Raw genomic sequence first — 14,847 nt, 5'->3', positions numbered from 1 at the left:
TTTTAACGATCGCGATAATGCTGCTGGGCCTGGGTTCATGCGGAATATTTCGTAAAAAATGCAATTGTCCTCATTTTTATAAGTTTGAAGGTCTGCAGACACCTCAGGAGAAAGTGTATTTATAAATCCTTTTTCTTCACTGCTCTTATTTGGATTTATTACAAATAAGGGTTATCTTTGTGAAGTTTGAAAATTATGAAGCTATCACAACTGAGGCCAGGACAAACTGGGATTATTAAGGAATTTACTGATCTTGAAATGTCAATCAAATTAATGGAAATGGGTTGTCTCCCTGGAGAGTCTATTGTAGTTGAGCGCTTTGCTCCTCTGGGCGATCCAATGGCCATTACTGTTTCCGGTTATCAGTTGAGCCTCCGCAAGCTGGAAGCTTCGACAATTATATTACATTAGTGATAGGTGAACGGTGATCTGAAAGTTGCTTTAGTCGGAAATCCAAATACAGGGAAATCTACTTTATTCAATATTCTGACCGGTTTGAATCAGAAGATCGGGAATTTTCCCGGTATCACTGTTGATAAAAAAACCGGAAACTGCCGGCTTTCCGATGGACGGAATGCCGTGATCATCGACCTGCCCGGAACTTATAGCTTATATCCTAAAAGTAAAGACGAGACTATTGTATTCGAGGTTCTCGCCGACAAAAACAACGACGTTCATCCTGATCTTGTCATAATTGTATCCGACGCTTCTAATCTTAAACGAAACCTGTTGCTTTACACACAGGTTGCGGATATGAAGATTCCGGTGGTCATTGCGCTGAATATGATGGATCTGGCAAGGAAATCAGGCACTCATATCGATATAGATGCGCTCTCGACACGCCTGGGAGTACAGGTAGTTCCGATATCGGCACGTCAGGGTGAGAATATTGAAAAGTTGAAAGAAGCAATCCAGTTTTCTTCCGCAATCCCGCTTCAGAATGAAACGATAAAAGTGGAGTCGATAGCTCCTGGCCTGATTAGTAAAATACAGGAGGAGCTGCTGATTGACCATCCCTATGCCGCGCTTCAGCTTGCTCATCAGCATGAAAACCTTCGGTTCTTATCCAGTCAGGAAAGTGACCGGATTGAAGAGATAGAACAGGAGTTTTCTTTTCATTCTCAGAAAGCGCAGGCTTCTGAAACAATAGAAAGGTATAATTTTATTAACAGCGTACTTAAGGAGACGGTTAGGCAGGAGACGAATGCTGTAAGCGAAACAGTAAGTAACAAAATAGATAAAGTTCTTACGCATAAAGTATGGGGGTTCCTTATATTCTTCGTTTTATTGTTTGTGATATTTCAATCGATCTTTGCGTGGTCGGAATATCCAATGTCGTTAATTGAATCTCTTTTCGTTTGGCTTACCGAATCAGCTCATAATGTTCTGCCTCCTGGCGTACTTACCGACCTGCTTACCGATGGAGTTATTGCGGGTCTGAGTGGTGTGCTTGTTTTTATTCCGCAGATAGCTATCCTTTTTGCCTTTATATCTGTTTTGGAGGATACGGGGTATATGTCGAGAGTAACCTTTATGCTCGATAAGGTCATGCGTAAGGTTGGCCTGAGCGGAAAGTCTGTTGTTCCTATGATTGGGGGGCTGGCATGTGCTGTGCCTTCGATTATGAGTACGCGGAATATTGAGAACTGGAAAGACAGGATGATAACGATCATGGTTACTCCCCTGGTAAGTTGTTCGGCAAGGCTTCCAATCTATACCGTACTAATCTCTCTTGTAGTACCGGATAAGAAGGTGGCCGGACTAATCAATCTGCAAGGTGTTGCCTTAATGGCAATGTATGTTATCAGTATAATAACGGCCATTTTTGTAGCCTGGGTGATGAAATATCTGTTGCGGGCGCGCGAGAAGGGTTATTTTATTATGGAGCTCCCTGTGTATCGGTTGCCGCGCTGGGATAACGTATTACTTACCATGTATGAAAAGGTTAAAACCTTTGTTGTCGAGGCAGGAAAGGTGATTATCGCCATCTCAATTGTTCTGTGGGTACTGGCAACATATGGTCCGCCGGGAAAACATGCTGCCATCGAAAAGAAATATAGTTCTGCTGAATACATTAATAAGTATAGTCCGGATGAACTCGAGCTGCATCGTTCTTCAGAACTGCTCGAGACGTCATTCGCCGGTGTAATAGGGAAAGCTATTGAACCTGCCATAGTGCCGCTTGGTTATGACTGGAAGATCGGCATCGCCCTTATAACCTCTTTTGCTGCACGCGAAGTATTTGTAGGTACCATGGCAACAATTTATAGTGTAAATAATGATGATTCGCATATTTCGTCGGTGACAGATAAGATGAGGCAGGCCAGAAACCCTGAAACAGGGTTGCCCGTATTTACCCTTGCTTCCTCCTTTTCGTTAATGATTTTTTATGCATTTGCCATGCAATGCATGAGTACTCTGGCTGTGGTTTACCGGGAAACAAAAAGCTGGAAATGGCCTCTTATTCAGTTTGCTTATATGACCGCCCTCGCTTATATTGCAAGCTTTATAGTCTTTAACCTTCTAAAGTAATTCTGCTTTTTATGGATAAAGTGAAGATTCTTTCAAAATATCTTCCGGACGGTGCGGCGCCCTTAATTTCGCGTTGGATAGACTATTTTAAATGTGATTTTAAGATATCGAAGGCGAGAAATACAAGATTTGGTGATTACAGGCCACCGCAAAAGGGAGAGGGGCATCGCATATCAGTTAATTATGATCTTAATCCCTATGCATTCCTTGTCACTACAGTGCATGAATTTGCTCATCTTTTAACGTGGAAGGAACATCAGGGGCGGGTGAAGCCGCATGGTACTGAATGGAAGAAGAACTTTAAAAGGATGATGCAGCCGTTCTTCGATAGTCACATTTTTCCTGAAGATCTCAGGTTCGCTATCGTATCCTATCTTGAAAATCCTTCCGCGTCCAGCTGTAGTAATATTACTCTTTTGAGAGCATTGAAAAAATACGACAAAGAAAGTGCCTCGAGCACTGTAGAGAGCCTTCCCTTTAAGACGGTATTCAGGTTAAAGGACGGCAGAACGTTCCAGAAGGAAACGCTTCTGAGGAAACGTTACCGTTGCCTCGAGATACATACCGGAAGACTATACCTTTTTAATCCAATGGCCGAAGTTTACCCTTTGCAGGCTTAATCCCGTTTTATACGGCCGTTTACGTAAACCATTTCATCATCGTTATTCGTCGTCCAGTCGATATCAAGCTTAGAGCCGGTATATCTTGAAGGATTGCTTGATAGCTCGCGGATGAAGTCGTCAGTTTTTATCACACGAATAACTGCACGATATGCGTTATACTCATTTTTGCTCATTATTAAATACCGTGCTTTGGGGTATTCTGTGATACCATCAAATACCAGATCGAATTTACCTTTTTGCTTTAACGCATCTTCCATGTGTTTGAGATCGCTGTACAACTCTTTGTGTTGGGGTTCAGCCTTTTTGAAGGCGGCAGTTTTTAGTGTGGCTTCCGAACTTGCCTTTTTTTGTTCCGCATAAAAAGCAATATTATTCCTGAAATAAATATTAGTGAGAGTGATGGGCTCCGAATTTGAATGTGTTGTTTTATTCATCTCAGAATAAAGGAGGAGCTTGCCGTCCTTAATATAGAACATCTTTTCAATAATTCCCGACTCTCCATTTCTCCCCTTTTCGACGAATAAAAGTGGTTTTCCGTTCTCCGTATATTTAGCTACCTGAAATGAATAATCCCGTAATGAATAGACCAGGCTTTCCTGCTTTTCAAGTTGCGGAAGAAGAAGATTCACAGAATCGGCATACGCCTGAATGTCAGTTGCACTTAATGTCTTCTCCCCAGGCATCTCGATACTTGCCTGCGGGTGGTCCGACTTGAGCTTATCACATGAAATTATAAAGAGAATAATTGCTATAATGGCTCCCAGCACTATTCCTGTCTTTTTCATATCGTAGAATATCTACTTAGATAAATAAATTCCGTGCCACGAATAAGCGCGGGGCGGACTGACGGGTTTTACCTGTAAAACAGGACACCGCTGTATAGTAAAAAGTTCATACTGTGCGTTCTGGCTCAATTTAGTATAACTCTAGTGTAAATATTAACGCTTTTTAACTAAAATAATATTAGATTGAGTTTTATGCGCCTGATAAACTTTGTAAGTTTGAGGATAGAAAATATAATATGAAATACCTGATCTGCTCGTTGTTACTGACATGTTCGTTTAATCTGCTTAATGCGCAAAGCTATTACCTCATGCCTGGCGGATTTTTTCCTGAAAAGGGGCAGATGACAGATGTTGGAGTTTTTTACGGGAAAGGGTTCGACACCGTTAAAGCGAAGAAATTACCTGTCTCACAGCTTGCTGACGCATCTTTATATGCCGGTGGAAAACCCATAAACCTTCTTTCTGCGAATAAGGACGCCGAGAGCCATTTATCGGTTCAGCTGAACAACTCTGGATTATGTATGGTGACCGCAAAAAAGGAATTATCCGAATCTGAAATAGATAGAGAAGATGTTATCAGGCAACTATCAGATGAAGGGTTTCCAGAGCTGTCTGGAAAAGTGAGTGATAAAGAGGAGATGAGTATAAACAACATATTCGCTTTGAAGACCTTATTGATGGCAGCAAAGCCTTCGGGTAATGAATATAGTGAAAAAACGGGACACGATCTGGAACTTGTGCTGCTTCAGAACCCGTATAAATTGAAATATGGAGAGGATTTGACTGCGCAGATATTGTTTAAAGGGAAACCTTTAGCTAAGATCAGGGCCGAAGTATACACCAAGACACTTAATGGTACTGTTTTTCCGTCTGAAAGCATCAGCGACGAAGACGGCAAGATTTATATTAAGCTTAACCGCTCTGGCGACTGGATGATAAAGGTTATTAACATAGCGCCGGCGGAAAAGGCAGATTACAATCGCTGGTGCTCTACGTACACCTTTGGTTTCAGAAGCGAATAACGCGAAAATTTATATCTTTACCCGTATCTGTCATCTTTAACACACAATTTACTCATGATAAGACCCTTCTTTTATGCAGTGCTTGTTACTTGTACGGTGCTGCTTTCATGCAAAAGCAAAAAAAATATCGCTGATAGTTCAGTTGCTTCGCAGCCTGCAAGTGATGTTCAGTATGATGCCTATCGTAATAAACTTCCCAATACCCAGGTTGTAAGATCTGAACAGAGTATAAAAGTCACTTTTGATTCAGAGATTCTTTTTCCGACTAATTCATCCTATCTTACAGAGAAGGCGAAGGCAGATATTAAGAAGTTGGCTGAGGTGATCAAGCAGCAGGGAGACGTTAAAATAGTGATAGAAGGACATTCTGATAAAACTGGAACCCCGGAGTATAATAAATGGCTTTCCGAAAAAAGAGCCGTATCTGTAAAAGCAACATTAGTAAGCCATGGTCTTACGGAAAGCAGTATAAGTACAACCGGATACGGCGATACAAAGCCTATTGCCGACAATCGTACTCCTGAAGGCCGTGCAAAAAACAGAAGGGTAGAACTTACTATTACGCCTGTACAGTAAAATTAGCCTCCCATTATTTTGAGGATCATCCCCGGCTTAACAGCTGAGGCATGTTTGAGCTGATTGATCACCCTGATCTCTTCTTCAGTGGCTCCGTCAAACTTTTGCGCTATTGAGGAAAGTGTGTCGCCCTGCTTTACTTCATAAGTAATGTAACCATTGCCGGTAGTGCTCTCTTTCTTCACAACAGAGGGAGTGATCTTAGGGGATAATATTTTTATAACCTGTCCGGGTACAACTGCAGATGTCTTTAGATTGTTCCAAACTTTTATGTCCTGGACTTCTGTGCCGTATTGATTGGCGACATCCAGAATTGTTTCACCGGGTTTTACTTTATGACTTATTTGTCCGCCACGGCTCCCCTCAGCACTATATGAAGCGTTCATAACGCTTGCTTTGCCATCCCAGGCACCGTTCAGTACTTCATATAAAGTGTTATACGAAAGTTGCTTCGTAACGGGGATAATGAGGTTTTTGGGATCTTTTACGCTGCCGTTGATGATCGGTTTTTTTAAAGAGGGATTCAGAATACTTAGCTCTTCCTCACTAATATTAGCAGCCCTGGCTATATCTTTTAGCGAAACGGCGGCGTTCACTGTAATAACGTCGGTGTTAATGTTAAAATCAGGCTCCGACGGATTAATATTGTGCTTCCAGTAATTAGTCATTACATAAGCCGTAGCAATAAACGCCGGTACATAATTGCGCGTTTCTACCGGAAGATACTCCCGTATGGCCCAAAAGTCTTTTTTACCGCCTGCCTTTGCTATCGCCCATTTTATATTATTTCGACCGCAGTTGTAGGATGCAATAGCGAGAAGCCAGTCGTCATACAAGAAGTAAGAGTCGAGGAAGTAGCTGGCAGCGGCATTACATGCCTTTACAGGATCTTTACGCTCATCTACCCAATCATCTATTGTCAGGCCGTAGATTTTTCCAGTCCCGTACATAAATTGCCATGGGCCGGTTGCTCCCACTCTCGAGACGGCATCGGGATTAAGCGATGATTCAATTACCGAAATATATTTTAATTCCTCAGGAACATTCCGTTCCTTGAATACTTTTTCATAAATGGGGAAGTAATATTTAGAAAGTCCCAGCATTTTTGAAAACCGCGCCTTTTGCGAAGTGGTATAGCTGTCTATGAACCTTTGAACGTACTCATTATACGTAAGCGGAATTTTATTCTGAATAATTTGGAGGGATTGTTTATAATTTAGTGAGTCAGTATTGTTTCCCGTTGTTTGTGATAGCTGTTTGCTGCCGGTAGCTGCCATGCTTGTCGATGAGAACGATATTGTGATCATCCCAGCGAGCAAAAACAGGGCCGAGGCCGTAGTTTTTCTCATCATACTAATTCTTTTGCCCGAAGGCAGGTTAAAATGATTTCCCCTTTTATACTAAATTACTGATTTTTAGTTACATCTATAAGGTAATTTGAAAAAGCCAGCAATTCCGGCTCGCCAAATCGTTTTCCAATCAGTTGTATTCCTAACGGCAGATCCTGGGTATTATTGCCTAATGGAAGTGAGATCGCAGGAATTCCGGCAAGCGACGCCTGTACCGTGAAGATATCTGCCAGATACATAACTACAGGATCATCTGTTTTTTCACCTAATCCAAAAGCTGGCCCGGGAGAGGTAGGTAATATGATAAAATCGTAATCATTCAGAATTTCTTCTGTCTTCTCACGTATAAGTCGCCTCACGCGCTGAGCTTTGCCGTAAAAGGCATCGTAATGGCCGGCGCTTAAAACAAAAGCGCCCAGCATAACGCGGCGTTTAACTTCTGCTCCAAAGCCCTCCGATCTCGACTTTTTGTAGGTTGATTCAAGGTCGACGGCGTTCGGACTTCTATAGCCATAATGTACCCCGTCGTACCGTGCGAGGTTTGAAGAAGCTTCTGCCATGGTAATAATGTAATACGTGGGCACTACATAATCCAGATACGGAAATGAAACAGGTTCAACGATATGTCCTTCGTCTTTTAGTTTCTGTATAGTCGCTTCAGTCAGCGCCCTTACCTCCGGATCCAGGCCCTCACTTTGCAGGGTCTCCGGAAGGTAGGCAATTCGCTTTTTGCCAGTAAAGTTGAGATTCTTTGAATAGGCGGGTACCGGTAAAGTAGAAGAAGTACTGTCGTAGTCGTCGTGCCCCGCGATAACTTCCAGAATAAGTGCCGCATCCTCAACAGAGTGGGTCAGTGGGCCCACCTGGTCGAACGATGACGCATAGGCCACAATACCATGTCGTGATACGCGGCCATAGGTAGGTTTTAAGCCTACAACACCACAAAAAGAGGCTGGCTGACGTACCGATCCGCCGGTATCAGTGCCTAATGCGGCCATGCAAAGACCGGCCTGAACAGCAACTGCAGAGCCGCCCGACGAACCACCAGAAACCTTGGTATTGTCGGCATGGTTTTTTACTGGCCCGAACCAGGAGTTTTCGTTCGATCCTCCCATGGCAAATTCGTCGCAGTTCAGTCTTCCTATAATAATGGCATCTTCTTTTAACAGGCGTTCAACGACAGTGGATGAAAATACCGAAACATAATCTTTAAGTATTCGGGATCCGGCAGAAACACCATGCTGACGATAGCAGATCAAATCCTTTATTCCTATAATTAAGCCAGCCAGCTTTCCACCTTTACCAGCAAGGATCTTTTCCTGTATTTCAGAAGCTTTTTGCAGTACCTCATCATTAAATACTTCAATAAACGCATTTAAATGCTTTAGCTCCTCAATCCTTTGCAGGTATTCTTCCGCAAGGTTTCTTAAGTTAAGTTTACCCTCTCTGATTCCTGCCTGTACAACGCTTAGGGACGAATGATGTTCCATGCCGTGAAGGTACATATTTCTGTGAAATGGAAAAACCCCATACAGTGCAAAATCGCAATGTATGGGGCTTAATAGATTATTTAAAAACTAGTTTTCAGAAGAGTACTACTCGCGTCGATCGCCTTCTTTATAAGAATCACCGTCTTTGGCATCCTTAAATTCCTTCACGCCGCGTCCTAGTCCGCGCATCAGTTCCGGAATCTTACGTCCCCCAAATAATAGCAGGATAACAACGAGAATAATAATGATTTCAGGAGCTCCTAACCCTGCTATAAGTAAAATGCTATTTAACATATTTATGAATTTATATGTGATTGTTCAGTTTCGTTTTTCTGGGCCTCTGAAGGCTTACTATCAAGATCAACACTGAGATCGTCATTTACTGCGTTGATATTGCGATTTATTTCACGTTTCACACCTTCTGATGCGTCTTTGAATTCGCGCATACCCTTTCCAAGACCTCTGGCCAACTCCGGTAACTTTTTGCCGCCGAACAACAACAGGATGGCAAATAATACCACCATCATTTCCGGTCCACCCATATTCAGAAATAACAATATTGAATCCAACATCGACTTGCTATTAAGTTAATCAATACAAATATAAGTATTTAAAACGCTAATGGTTGAATATTATTTTATCGGATATCCATAAACTCAATTCGCCAGCCAGCCTTCGGGATTCATCGGCAACGCGCCCTTCCGCACTTCAAAATGCAGCTGAGTTGTGCCATCTACCGGGTCGGTAATTACTGTGCCTATGGATTGCTTCACGGCTACTTTCTGGCCTTTCGATACGCTCACTGTCCGTAAGTTAGAGTATACTGTAAAATACTCACCATGACGGATAAGCACTGCATATTGGCCTCCAATGTTATAAACAGACCGAACCTCCCCTGAAAATACTGCCCTTACGGTAGCTCCTTCGCTGGTTTTAATATCCACGCCGTTATTTTCAACCGTAACGTTTACGCCATATCCGTGATTTCCAAAGCGTTCAACAATAGTCCCGACACTTACAGGCCATGGCAGTCGTCCACGGTTACTAAGGAAATCAGAGGAGAGACGAGCTGCTTCAGGCGTAGCTGCAAGAACACCCGATCCGCTCGCAACAGGTTTAGCCGTTGTTCCGCTTCTTTCTGCAGCTTCTTTGGCCGCAGCCTCAGCTCTTCGCCGTTCTTCTTCAATTTCTTTATTGATGGCGTTTTGGATAGCCCGGTTTAGGCGCGCCACTTCTTTTTGCTTTTGCAGTAGTTCCTGTCTCAGTTGCTTTTCCTGTTTGCTTAACCGGCTTAACTGAACCGACTGATTGTTCTTTTCTTTACCCAGCGTTGACTTTTCATTTTGCTGATCGCTAAGCAAGGTGCTTTTTTCCCGTTTGTTATGATCAAGTTCTACAATTTTGGCTCCAAGTGATTTTTGTGTTTGTTCAATATACTGAGCCTGTTTCTGCCTGTAATCCCCGAATTGCTGAAGATATTTTAGCCGCTTATAAGCCTGGTTGAAATCCTTTGAAGCAAAAATAAACATCAGTTTGCTGTAGGCGCTCTGGTTTCTAAAAGCGAAAAGCACCATCGCAGCGTATTCCTTCTTTAGTTTTTTTAACTGGCTCTGAAGTGATCTAACCGTATTCGTGTTCTCTGAAATCTGATTGTCGAGCAACCTTATTTCTGAATTAATGGTTCGGATCTTTTCTTCTCTTAATCTGATCTGTGCATTGAGCGCATTAATTTGTTTTAGCGACAGACGCTTGCTGCTGGCAACCTTACTCTGCGATCGCCTCAGCATCTCAATCTCTCTGGTCAATGCCTCCTTGCGCCGTTTAAGCTCCGAACTGCTTTGTGCAAAAACGCTTCCGCCAATAATCAGGAATGCAAAACAAAGAAATAGCCTAATCAAACTCATGGAGACAAACTTAGATAAAAATACCGAAAACTGATTTCCGAATTCTCAATTCAGCCCGGCGCGCCGGTTAGTTTACTTGAAATCTTTTGGGAACACTGAAAGGGAATTCAATAGTCTCGTTCATTGATACAGAATTGTATTTAAGCTCTATAAGAACGCTCTTATTCTGTGCCGCAGAGCTAAGTCTGACACTGGAAGGGACCTTCATTCCTGCAATAACCTGAAAATTGCTGTACCCGGCTAAGAGTTCCTTGCCAGTGGCCGAATCTTTCAGGTTGTTCTCAACAAGTTTGTTGTCGGGATTGAAGGTAAGCTTATAAAGTATGCCCGACAGGTTGCCGCTTAGCCGTACCTGGTTTCCCAGGATCTCGGCGTCTGAGCGATCCGACACTGTCCCTGGAATGGCATTCCCAACGAGCAGGGCCTGTAATGCCTTGAAGTCAATTTGCCTGTTTGCATATTGATAAATATAGCTAAACGGTTTTGCCGTATAAATTCCCTCGAGACGATTCATTACCTTAATGCTGTCGGGAGTAATAAGCGCCCGTGCGACTTCCAGTCCGGCAATAGCTGTTATCGACACCCAGATTGTTTCATCTTTTCGGATCCGGATATTCATGCCGACATCGTTGTTATTGTTTCCGATACTCAATTCAGCCCTGGCTTTTAAAGAAAGAGTTTTAAAGTCGAACTGACCCGTTGAAATATTCTTCAATACTGTTTCGGTTGCCGACACTGGTTTAGCTGAGCTTACAGTCTCCTTTGGCGAAGGGATAGGGGCTGCTTCCTTTCTGGCCTTACAGCCGAATACCACAACAATTCCTGCGATGATGATTATTTTATTCAAAAAACTTTTTCTCATTGATCTTTTTTTCAAGGGTTACTGATTTGATGCCTTTACCTTTTGCCTTTTCCCATTGCTCTACGGCGAAATCCTTTTCTCCCAGGTGGAACAAAATATCCCCATAATGTTCGTATTGAATACCGCTACTACTATTGTTCTTTATAGCTTTTTCTATCCATATCCGCGCTTCGGCATATTTCTTTTGCATAAATAATACCCAGGCATAAGTGTCTTCAAAGGATGCGTTATCAGGCTTGAGCTCATTTGACCGGAGCGACATTTCTGCAGCCTTATCGAGCCCTTCTCCTCTTAACGATAAATAATAGGCATAATTGTTTAAAGTGTAGACATTGTCGGGATTTAGCTGTAGTGACTTTTCAAAGGCTTCGTCCGATTCTTTATATTTCTTTAAGCTGTGTAAGGAATTTCCAAGGCTTGAATAAATATCCGATTCTTGTATCCATTTTTTGGGGTTCAGGTTTAAGGCGTTCTTTAAATAAGCAACTGCCTTTTCGTGATTATTACTCTGTGCATAGGCTGTGGCCGAAAAGAAATAGAGGTCAGGCTCATTAGGGAACAAAGCTATTGCACTCTCTCCATCATCAATCACTTCTTTAAATTTGTTCTGCGCAGTCTCAAGCTGTAGCAACTGGGCCCATATGAGATAAACGTTCCTGTTGAGTGTCAGCGCTTTCTTATAAGATTGTTTGGCTTCCTCAAGTTTTTGTCCCTGAAATAACACATCTCCATAAAGGGCATGTGCTTTTGCATCGTCGGGATGAGCCTCAGTGGTAATTAATGCAAGCTCTGTAACGCCCGAAAGTACTGCAGGGTCCTTAATGCGATTAAAATAGGAAAGGATTATTTGTACTTTTATGTCTATCGGTAAATGATTGTCTGCAAAAGCTCTCTTTATTTCTGAGAATGCTTCCGCTGTTTTTCCCTCAGACTGGTAAACATCCGAAAGCAGAAGATGAACGAAAGAGTTGTCCGGATCTTCCTTCTGCGCCTTCTTTAACAAATCATGGGCTTTTCCGGGCTTCCCCGTTTTAATATAAAGTTCAGCGAGAGTGAGATAGTTATTTATATCTTTTGGCTCTTTCTTTATCGATTTTTCCAGTCTCGTGATAGCAGTTGAAGGGTCCTCTTTTTTAAGCGATAACCTTTTACGTTCCTCATCCAATACAGCCGACGGTCCAAACCGGGTTTCTATTTCCTGATAAACGGCTTCGGCTTCGGTACTTTTATTAAGCAAGGATAAAGCGTTGGCTTTATCGAAATAGTAGTTTTCCTTTTCGGGTTCGAGTCTTATAAGTTCGTCAAACACGGGTACCAGTTTTTTTACGTCCGAGTTTTTCTTATAAATGTCCGAAAGAAGAAGCCAGTACCATTTGTTTTCGGAATTTACAGTAACAGCCCTAAGGGCAAAGTCTTCAGCTTCGGTTTCTTTATTTTGAGCATGATATAAAGCCCCGAGCTCATAAAGAGCGGCATCATTGTGAGGCTCCGTTTCTATAACATTCAGAAATAAATCAGCCGCCTGCTCGATGTTTCCGGTTGTTTTTTTCTGAAGTGCTGAATAAAAATTCTTTTTAACATTGCTGCTGTCAACCTGGGTTAATGCACCTCCGGTTACAGTAACGACCTTATTCTCCTGCCCCATAACGGTGACAGAAATTGGCAGCAATAATAAAATAAGAATTCTTTTAAACATTTTTAAACTCCTGTATGTCCATAACCGCCAGTACCTCTGGTTGTTTCATTTAAAATTTCAGCCTGTACCCATTCTGCCTGTTCATGTTTGGCTATGATCATCTGCGCAATCCGGTCGCCGTTCTGTACCATGAAATCCGTATCTGACAAATTTATCAGGAGGATTTTTACCTCACCCCTATAATCTGCGTCGATAGTTCCCGGCGAGTTGAGTACAGTGATTCCATTTTTTAACGCTAAACCACTGCGTGGTCGTATCTGTGCTTCGTAACCCTCGGGCAATTCGATGTATAAACCAGTGGGAATGAGCACCCGTTGAAATGGCTTAATACAAACTTCCTCATTTACAGAAGCCCTGATATCCATTCCTGCTGCATGTATCGTTTCGTATGCAGGCATTGGGTTGTCCGAACGATTAATTACTTTAATATTCATGTGTTATTTTAGATGGGTGTGCGTTGTGTTAACTACGTTCATTGCCTTTCCCCATAATTTGCAAAAGTTCCTTTCGCTCTTTAAAAAATGCTATTGCAGCAAAAATCACCAGAAGAACGTTTCCTGCGATGATGTTCCTCTGAAATACGTTGAAGGATAACACTACCGTCAGTATGGCTAATATAAGATATAGCAACGCTTTTTTTAAATTATATGGTATAGGATAATTCTTTTGTCCCAGGATGTACGACAGTACCATCATGGTGAAGTAGGTGAAAAGCGAAATCCATGCCGAAGCAATATAGCTGTACTTCGGAATGAAAATAACGTTGAGAACAATGGTCAGTATCGCTCCGATACCCGAAATATATAAACCGTATCTCGTTTGATCAGAAAGCTTGTACCAGATAGATAAGTTCATGTAAATGCCCAGGCTTACATAGCCAAACAGCAATACCGGTACTACCTGTAATCCCGACCAATATAAAATGCGCTGATCAGGATCATGCGAACGAATGAAATATTTTAACAGGTCTATATTGGCTACAAGGGCAACAAAGATCAGTGAGATGGCTATTATAAAGTAATGCATTATTTTGGCATACGTTTCACCAGCATTGCGGTTTTTAGCGTAGCTGAAGAAAAAGGGTTCGGCTCCAAGTCTGAATGCCTGTATAAAAATACTGAGGAAGATGGCGATTTTGCTGCAGGCGCCGTATATACCCACCTGCGTACTGGCGACATCGCCGGGTAGTAATTTTTCCAGAAAAAGCTTGTCAGAATTCTCATTAATTATGAATGACAGATTAGCAATAAGTACCGGAAAGCTGTATAGGAACATTTCACTGATAAGCCTGGTGTCGATGTCAAAAGTCAGCTGAAGCAGTTCCGGCAACAACAGCAGCAGTGTGACAATACTTGCTACCAGGTTAGCAATAAACACATACCCGACCCATGCATGCCTGAACCATTGCTCAAAGAAGGATGAGAGAGGCCATCCGTTCTTAATGGCCAGCGGTACTATAAAAAGGAAGAACAGGTTTATCCCTACAAAGCACGAAATATTAATAAGCTTTATGGTGGCATATTTTATTGGCCTACCGTCGGCCCTTAATTTCGCAAAAGGAATAACAGACAGCGCGTCAATACAAAGTATCCAGATGAAAAGCTTTATAAATATCTTGTAATCTTCCAGGCTGGCTACATTTTCACGGTACATCCACCGCGCAATACCCTGTGATGCAAAGAGAGCTATTATTGTAAAGGCCACTGCCACAACGGCTACAGTAAAAAAAGTGTTGCTGTATACCTTTCGCTTATTGCCATGTTTGTTTAAAAATCTAAAAAACGTGGTTTCCATGCCAAAGGATAGGATAGCGTTAAGAATGGAAGCCCAGCTAAATAAAGTTGTGAGTATCCCATACACCTTTGCCGGATATAGACCGACATATATAGGGGTAAGAATAAAGTTTAAAAATCTGGATATAACGGTACTGATTCCGTAGATCGCCGTTTGTCCGGCAAATTTCTTTAAAGTTGACAATTTAACGATTGTTATTTATTCGCATGCAGCT

General features: G+C 42.2%; 15 protein-coding genes. 5 read left to right on the top strand and 10 right to left on the bottom strand.

Features of this window, described 5'->3' with window-relative positions; translation table 11 throughout:
* The first annotated feature begins 195 nt into the window (after positions 1–195).
* From BDE36_RS23075 to BDE36_RS23065, 3 genes are read left to right on the top strand one after another with little or no spacing between them, the layout of a single operon-like run.
* On the top strand, positions 196–411 hold the full coding sequence (locus BDE36_RS23075) for a FeoA family protein (RefSeq protein WP_141816874.1): 216 nt from the start codon (positions 196–198) through the stop codon (positions 409–411).
* 6 nt (positions 412–417) lie between these two features.
* Entirely contained in the window at positions 418–2,532 is a 2,115-nt protein-coding gene (feoB, locus tag BDE36_RS23070; protein WP_170205943.1) for a ferrous iron transport protein B, read from the top strand.
* Positions 2,533–2,543: 11 nt separating this feature from the next.
* The gene (locus BDE36_RS23065; RefSeq protein WP_141816873.1) at positions 2,544–3,152 is read left to right on the top strand and encodes a SprT-like domain-containing protein; all 609 of its coding nucleotides are present in this window, start codon (positions 2,544–2,546) and stop codon (positions 3,150–3,152) included.
* On the opposite strand, the gene BDE36_RS23060 is transcribed toward BDE36_RS23065, so the two are convergent.
* On the bottom strand, positions 3,149–3,940 hold the full coding sequence (locus BDE36_RS23060) for a hypothetical protein (protein ID WP_141816872.1): 792 nt from the start codon (positions 3,938–3,940) through the stop codon (positions 3,149–3,151). The genes BDE36_RS23065 and BDE36_RS23060 overlap by 4 nt on opposite strands.
* 236 nt (positions 3,941–4,176) lie before the next feature.
* Here BDE36_RS23060 and BDE36_RS23055 point away from each other — a divergent pair, with 236 nt between their 5' ends.
* Together BDE36_RS23055 and BDE36_RS23050 are read left to right on the top strand one after the other, a co-directional pair.
* Complete coding sequence (locus tag BDE36_RS23055; RefSeq protein WP_141816871.1) at positions 4,177–4,962, top strand: DUF4198 domain-containing protein; 786 nt, start codon at positions 4,177–4,179, stop codon at positions 4,960–4,962.
* A gap of 54 nt (positions 4,963–5,016) precedes the next feature.
* Entirely contained in the window at positions 5,017–5,538 is a 522-nt protein-coding gene (locus tag BDE36_RS23050) for an OmpA family protein (RefSeq protein ID WP_141816870.1), read from the top strand.
* A 2-nt stretch (positions 5,539–5,540) separates the two neighbouring features.
* Here BDE36_RS23050 and BDE36_RS23045 read toward each other — a convergent pair whose 3' ends face one another.
* From BDE36_RS23045 to BDE36_RS23005, 9 genes are all read right to left on the bottom strand, one after another.
* Positions 5,541–6,890: a LysM peptidoglycan-binding domain-containing protein gene (locus BDE36_RS23045; protein ID WP_235904251.1), complete on the bottom strand. Its 1,350-nt coding sequence runs from the start codon at positions 6,888–6,890 to the stop codon at positions 5,541–5,543.
* 53 nt (positions 6,891–6,943) lie between these two features.
* Entirely contained in the window at positions 6,944–8,377 is a 1,434-nt protein-coding gene (gatA, locus tag BDE36_RS23040) for an Asp-tRNA(Asn)/Glu-tRNA(Gln) amidotransferase subunit GatA (protein ID WP_141816869.1), read from the bottom strand.
* Positions 8,378–8,482: 105 nt separating this feature from the next.
* Entirely contained in the window at positions 8,483–8,671 is a 189-nt protein-coding gene (tatA, locus tag BDE36_RS23035) for a twin-arginine translocase TatA/TatE family subunit (protein WP_141816868.1), read from the bottom strand.
* Between the two features lie 2 nt (positions 8,672–8,673).
* A complete protein-coding gene (locus tag BDE36_RS23030; RefSeq protein ID WP_141816867.1) occupies positions 8,674–8,949 on the bottom strand; it encodes a Sec-independent protein translocase subunit TatA/TatB in 276 nt (91 codons plus the stop codon).
* A gap of 84 nt (positions 8,950–9,033) precedes the next feature.
* Entirely contained in the window at positions 9,034–10,281 is a 1,248-nt protein-coding gene (locus BDE36_RS23025; RefSeq protein WP_141816866.1) for a murein hydrolase activator EnvC family protein, read from the bottom strand.
* Positions 10,282–10,348: 67 nt separating this feature from the next.
* Positions 10,349–11,143 carry a lipoprotein insertase outer membrane protein LolB1 gene (gene lolB1 / locus BDE36_RS23020; protein WP_141816865.1) on the bottom strand — a complete coding sequence of 265 codons (795 nt, stop codon included), beginning with the start codon at positions 11,141–11,143 and terminating at the stop codon, positions 10,349–10,351.
* Positions 11,121–12,839, bottom strand: coding sequence for a tetratricopeptide repeat protein (locus BDE36_RS23015; protein WP_141816864.1), 1,719 nt, complete (start codon positions 12,837–12,839; stop codon positions 11,121–11,123). Before BDE36_RS23015 ends, lolB1 begins: the two co-directional genes overlap by 23 nt.
* A 2-nt stretch (positions 12,840–12,841) precedes the next feature.
* Positions 12,842–13,273, bottom strand: a complete 432-nt coding sequence (gene dut, locus BDE36_RS23010) for a dUTP diphosphatase (protein WP_141816863.1) — start codon at positions 13,271–13,273, stop codon at positions 12,842–12,844.
* 28 nt (positions 13,274–13,301) lie between these two features.
* Positions 13,302–14,816, bottom strand: coding sequence for an oligosaccharide flippase family protein (locus BDE36_RS23005; protein ID WP_141816862.1), 1,515 nt, complete (start codon positions 14,814–14,816; stop codon positions 13,302–13,304).
* Between the last annotated feature and the right edge of the window lie 31 nt (positions 14,817–14,847).

It is taken from the genome of Arcticibacter tournemirensis (assembly GCF_006716645.1).
Lineage (GTDB): Bacteria > Bacteroidota > Bacteroidia > Sphingobacteriales > Sphingobacteriaceae > Arcticibacter > Arcticibacter tournemirensis.
The sequence above is the reverse complement of the archived record's forward strand: the minus strand, read 5'-3'. Positions and strand labels throughout refer to the sequence as shown.

Bases quoted from the DNA above. Each gene is read 5' to 3' on its own strand.
- BDE36_RS23075 (WP_141816874.1), top strand. From the start codon at position 196: ATGAAGCTATCACAACTGAGGCCAGGACAAACTGGGATTATTAAGGAA.
- BDE36_RS23065 (WP_141816873.1), top strand. From the start codon at position 2,544: ATGGATAAAGTGAAGATTCTTTCAAAATATCTTCCGGACGGTGCGGCG.
- BDE36_RS23060 (WP_141816872.1), bottom strand. From the start codon at position 3,940: ATGAAAAAGACAGGAATAGTGCTGGGAGCCATTATAGCAATTATTCTC.
- BDE36_RS23055 (WP_141816871.1), top strand. From the start codon at position 4,177: ATGAAATACCTGATCTGCTCGTTGTTACTGACATGTTCGTTTAATCTG.
- BDE36_RS23050 (WP_141816870.1), top strand. From the start codon at position 5,017: ATGATAAGACCCTTCTTTTATGCAGTGCTTGTTACTTGTACGGTGCTG.
- BDE36_RS23045 (WP_235904251.1), bottom strand. From the start codon at position 6,890: ATGATGAGAAAAACTACGGCCTCGGCCCTGTTTTTGCTCGCTGGGATG.
- gatA (WP_141816869.1), bottom strand. From the start codon at position 8,377: ATGGAACATCATTCGTCCCTAAGCGTTGTACAGGCAGGAATCAGAGAG.
- tatA (WP_141816868.1), bottom strand. From the start codon at position 8,671: ATGTTAAATAGCATTTTACTTATAGCAGGGTTAGGAGCTCCTGAAATC.
- BDE36_RS23030 (WP_141816867.1), bottom strand. From the start codon at position 8,949: ATGTTGGATTCAATATTGTTATTTCTGAATATGGGTGGACCGGAAATG.
- BDE36_RS23025 (WP_141816866.1), bottom strand. From the start codon at position 10,281: ATGAGTTTGATTAGGCTATTTCTTTGTTTTGCATTCCTGATTATTGGC.
- lolB1 (WP_141816865.1), bottom strand. From the start codon at position 11,143: ATGAGAAAAAGTTTTTTGAATAAAATAATCATCATCGCAGGAATTGTT.
- BDE36_RS23015 (WP_141816864.1), bottom strand. From the start codon at position 12,839: ATGTTTAAAAGAATTCTTATTTTATTATTGCTGCCAATTTCTGTCACC.
- dut (WP_141816863.1), bottom strand. From the start codon at position 13,273: ATGAATATTAAAGTAATTAATCGTTCGGACAACCCAATGCCTGCATAC.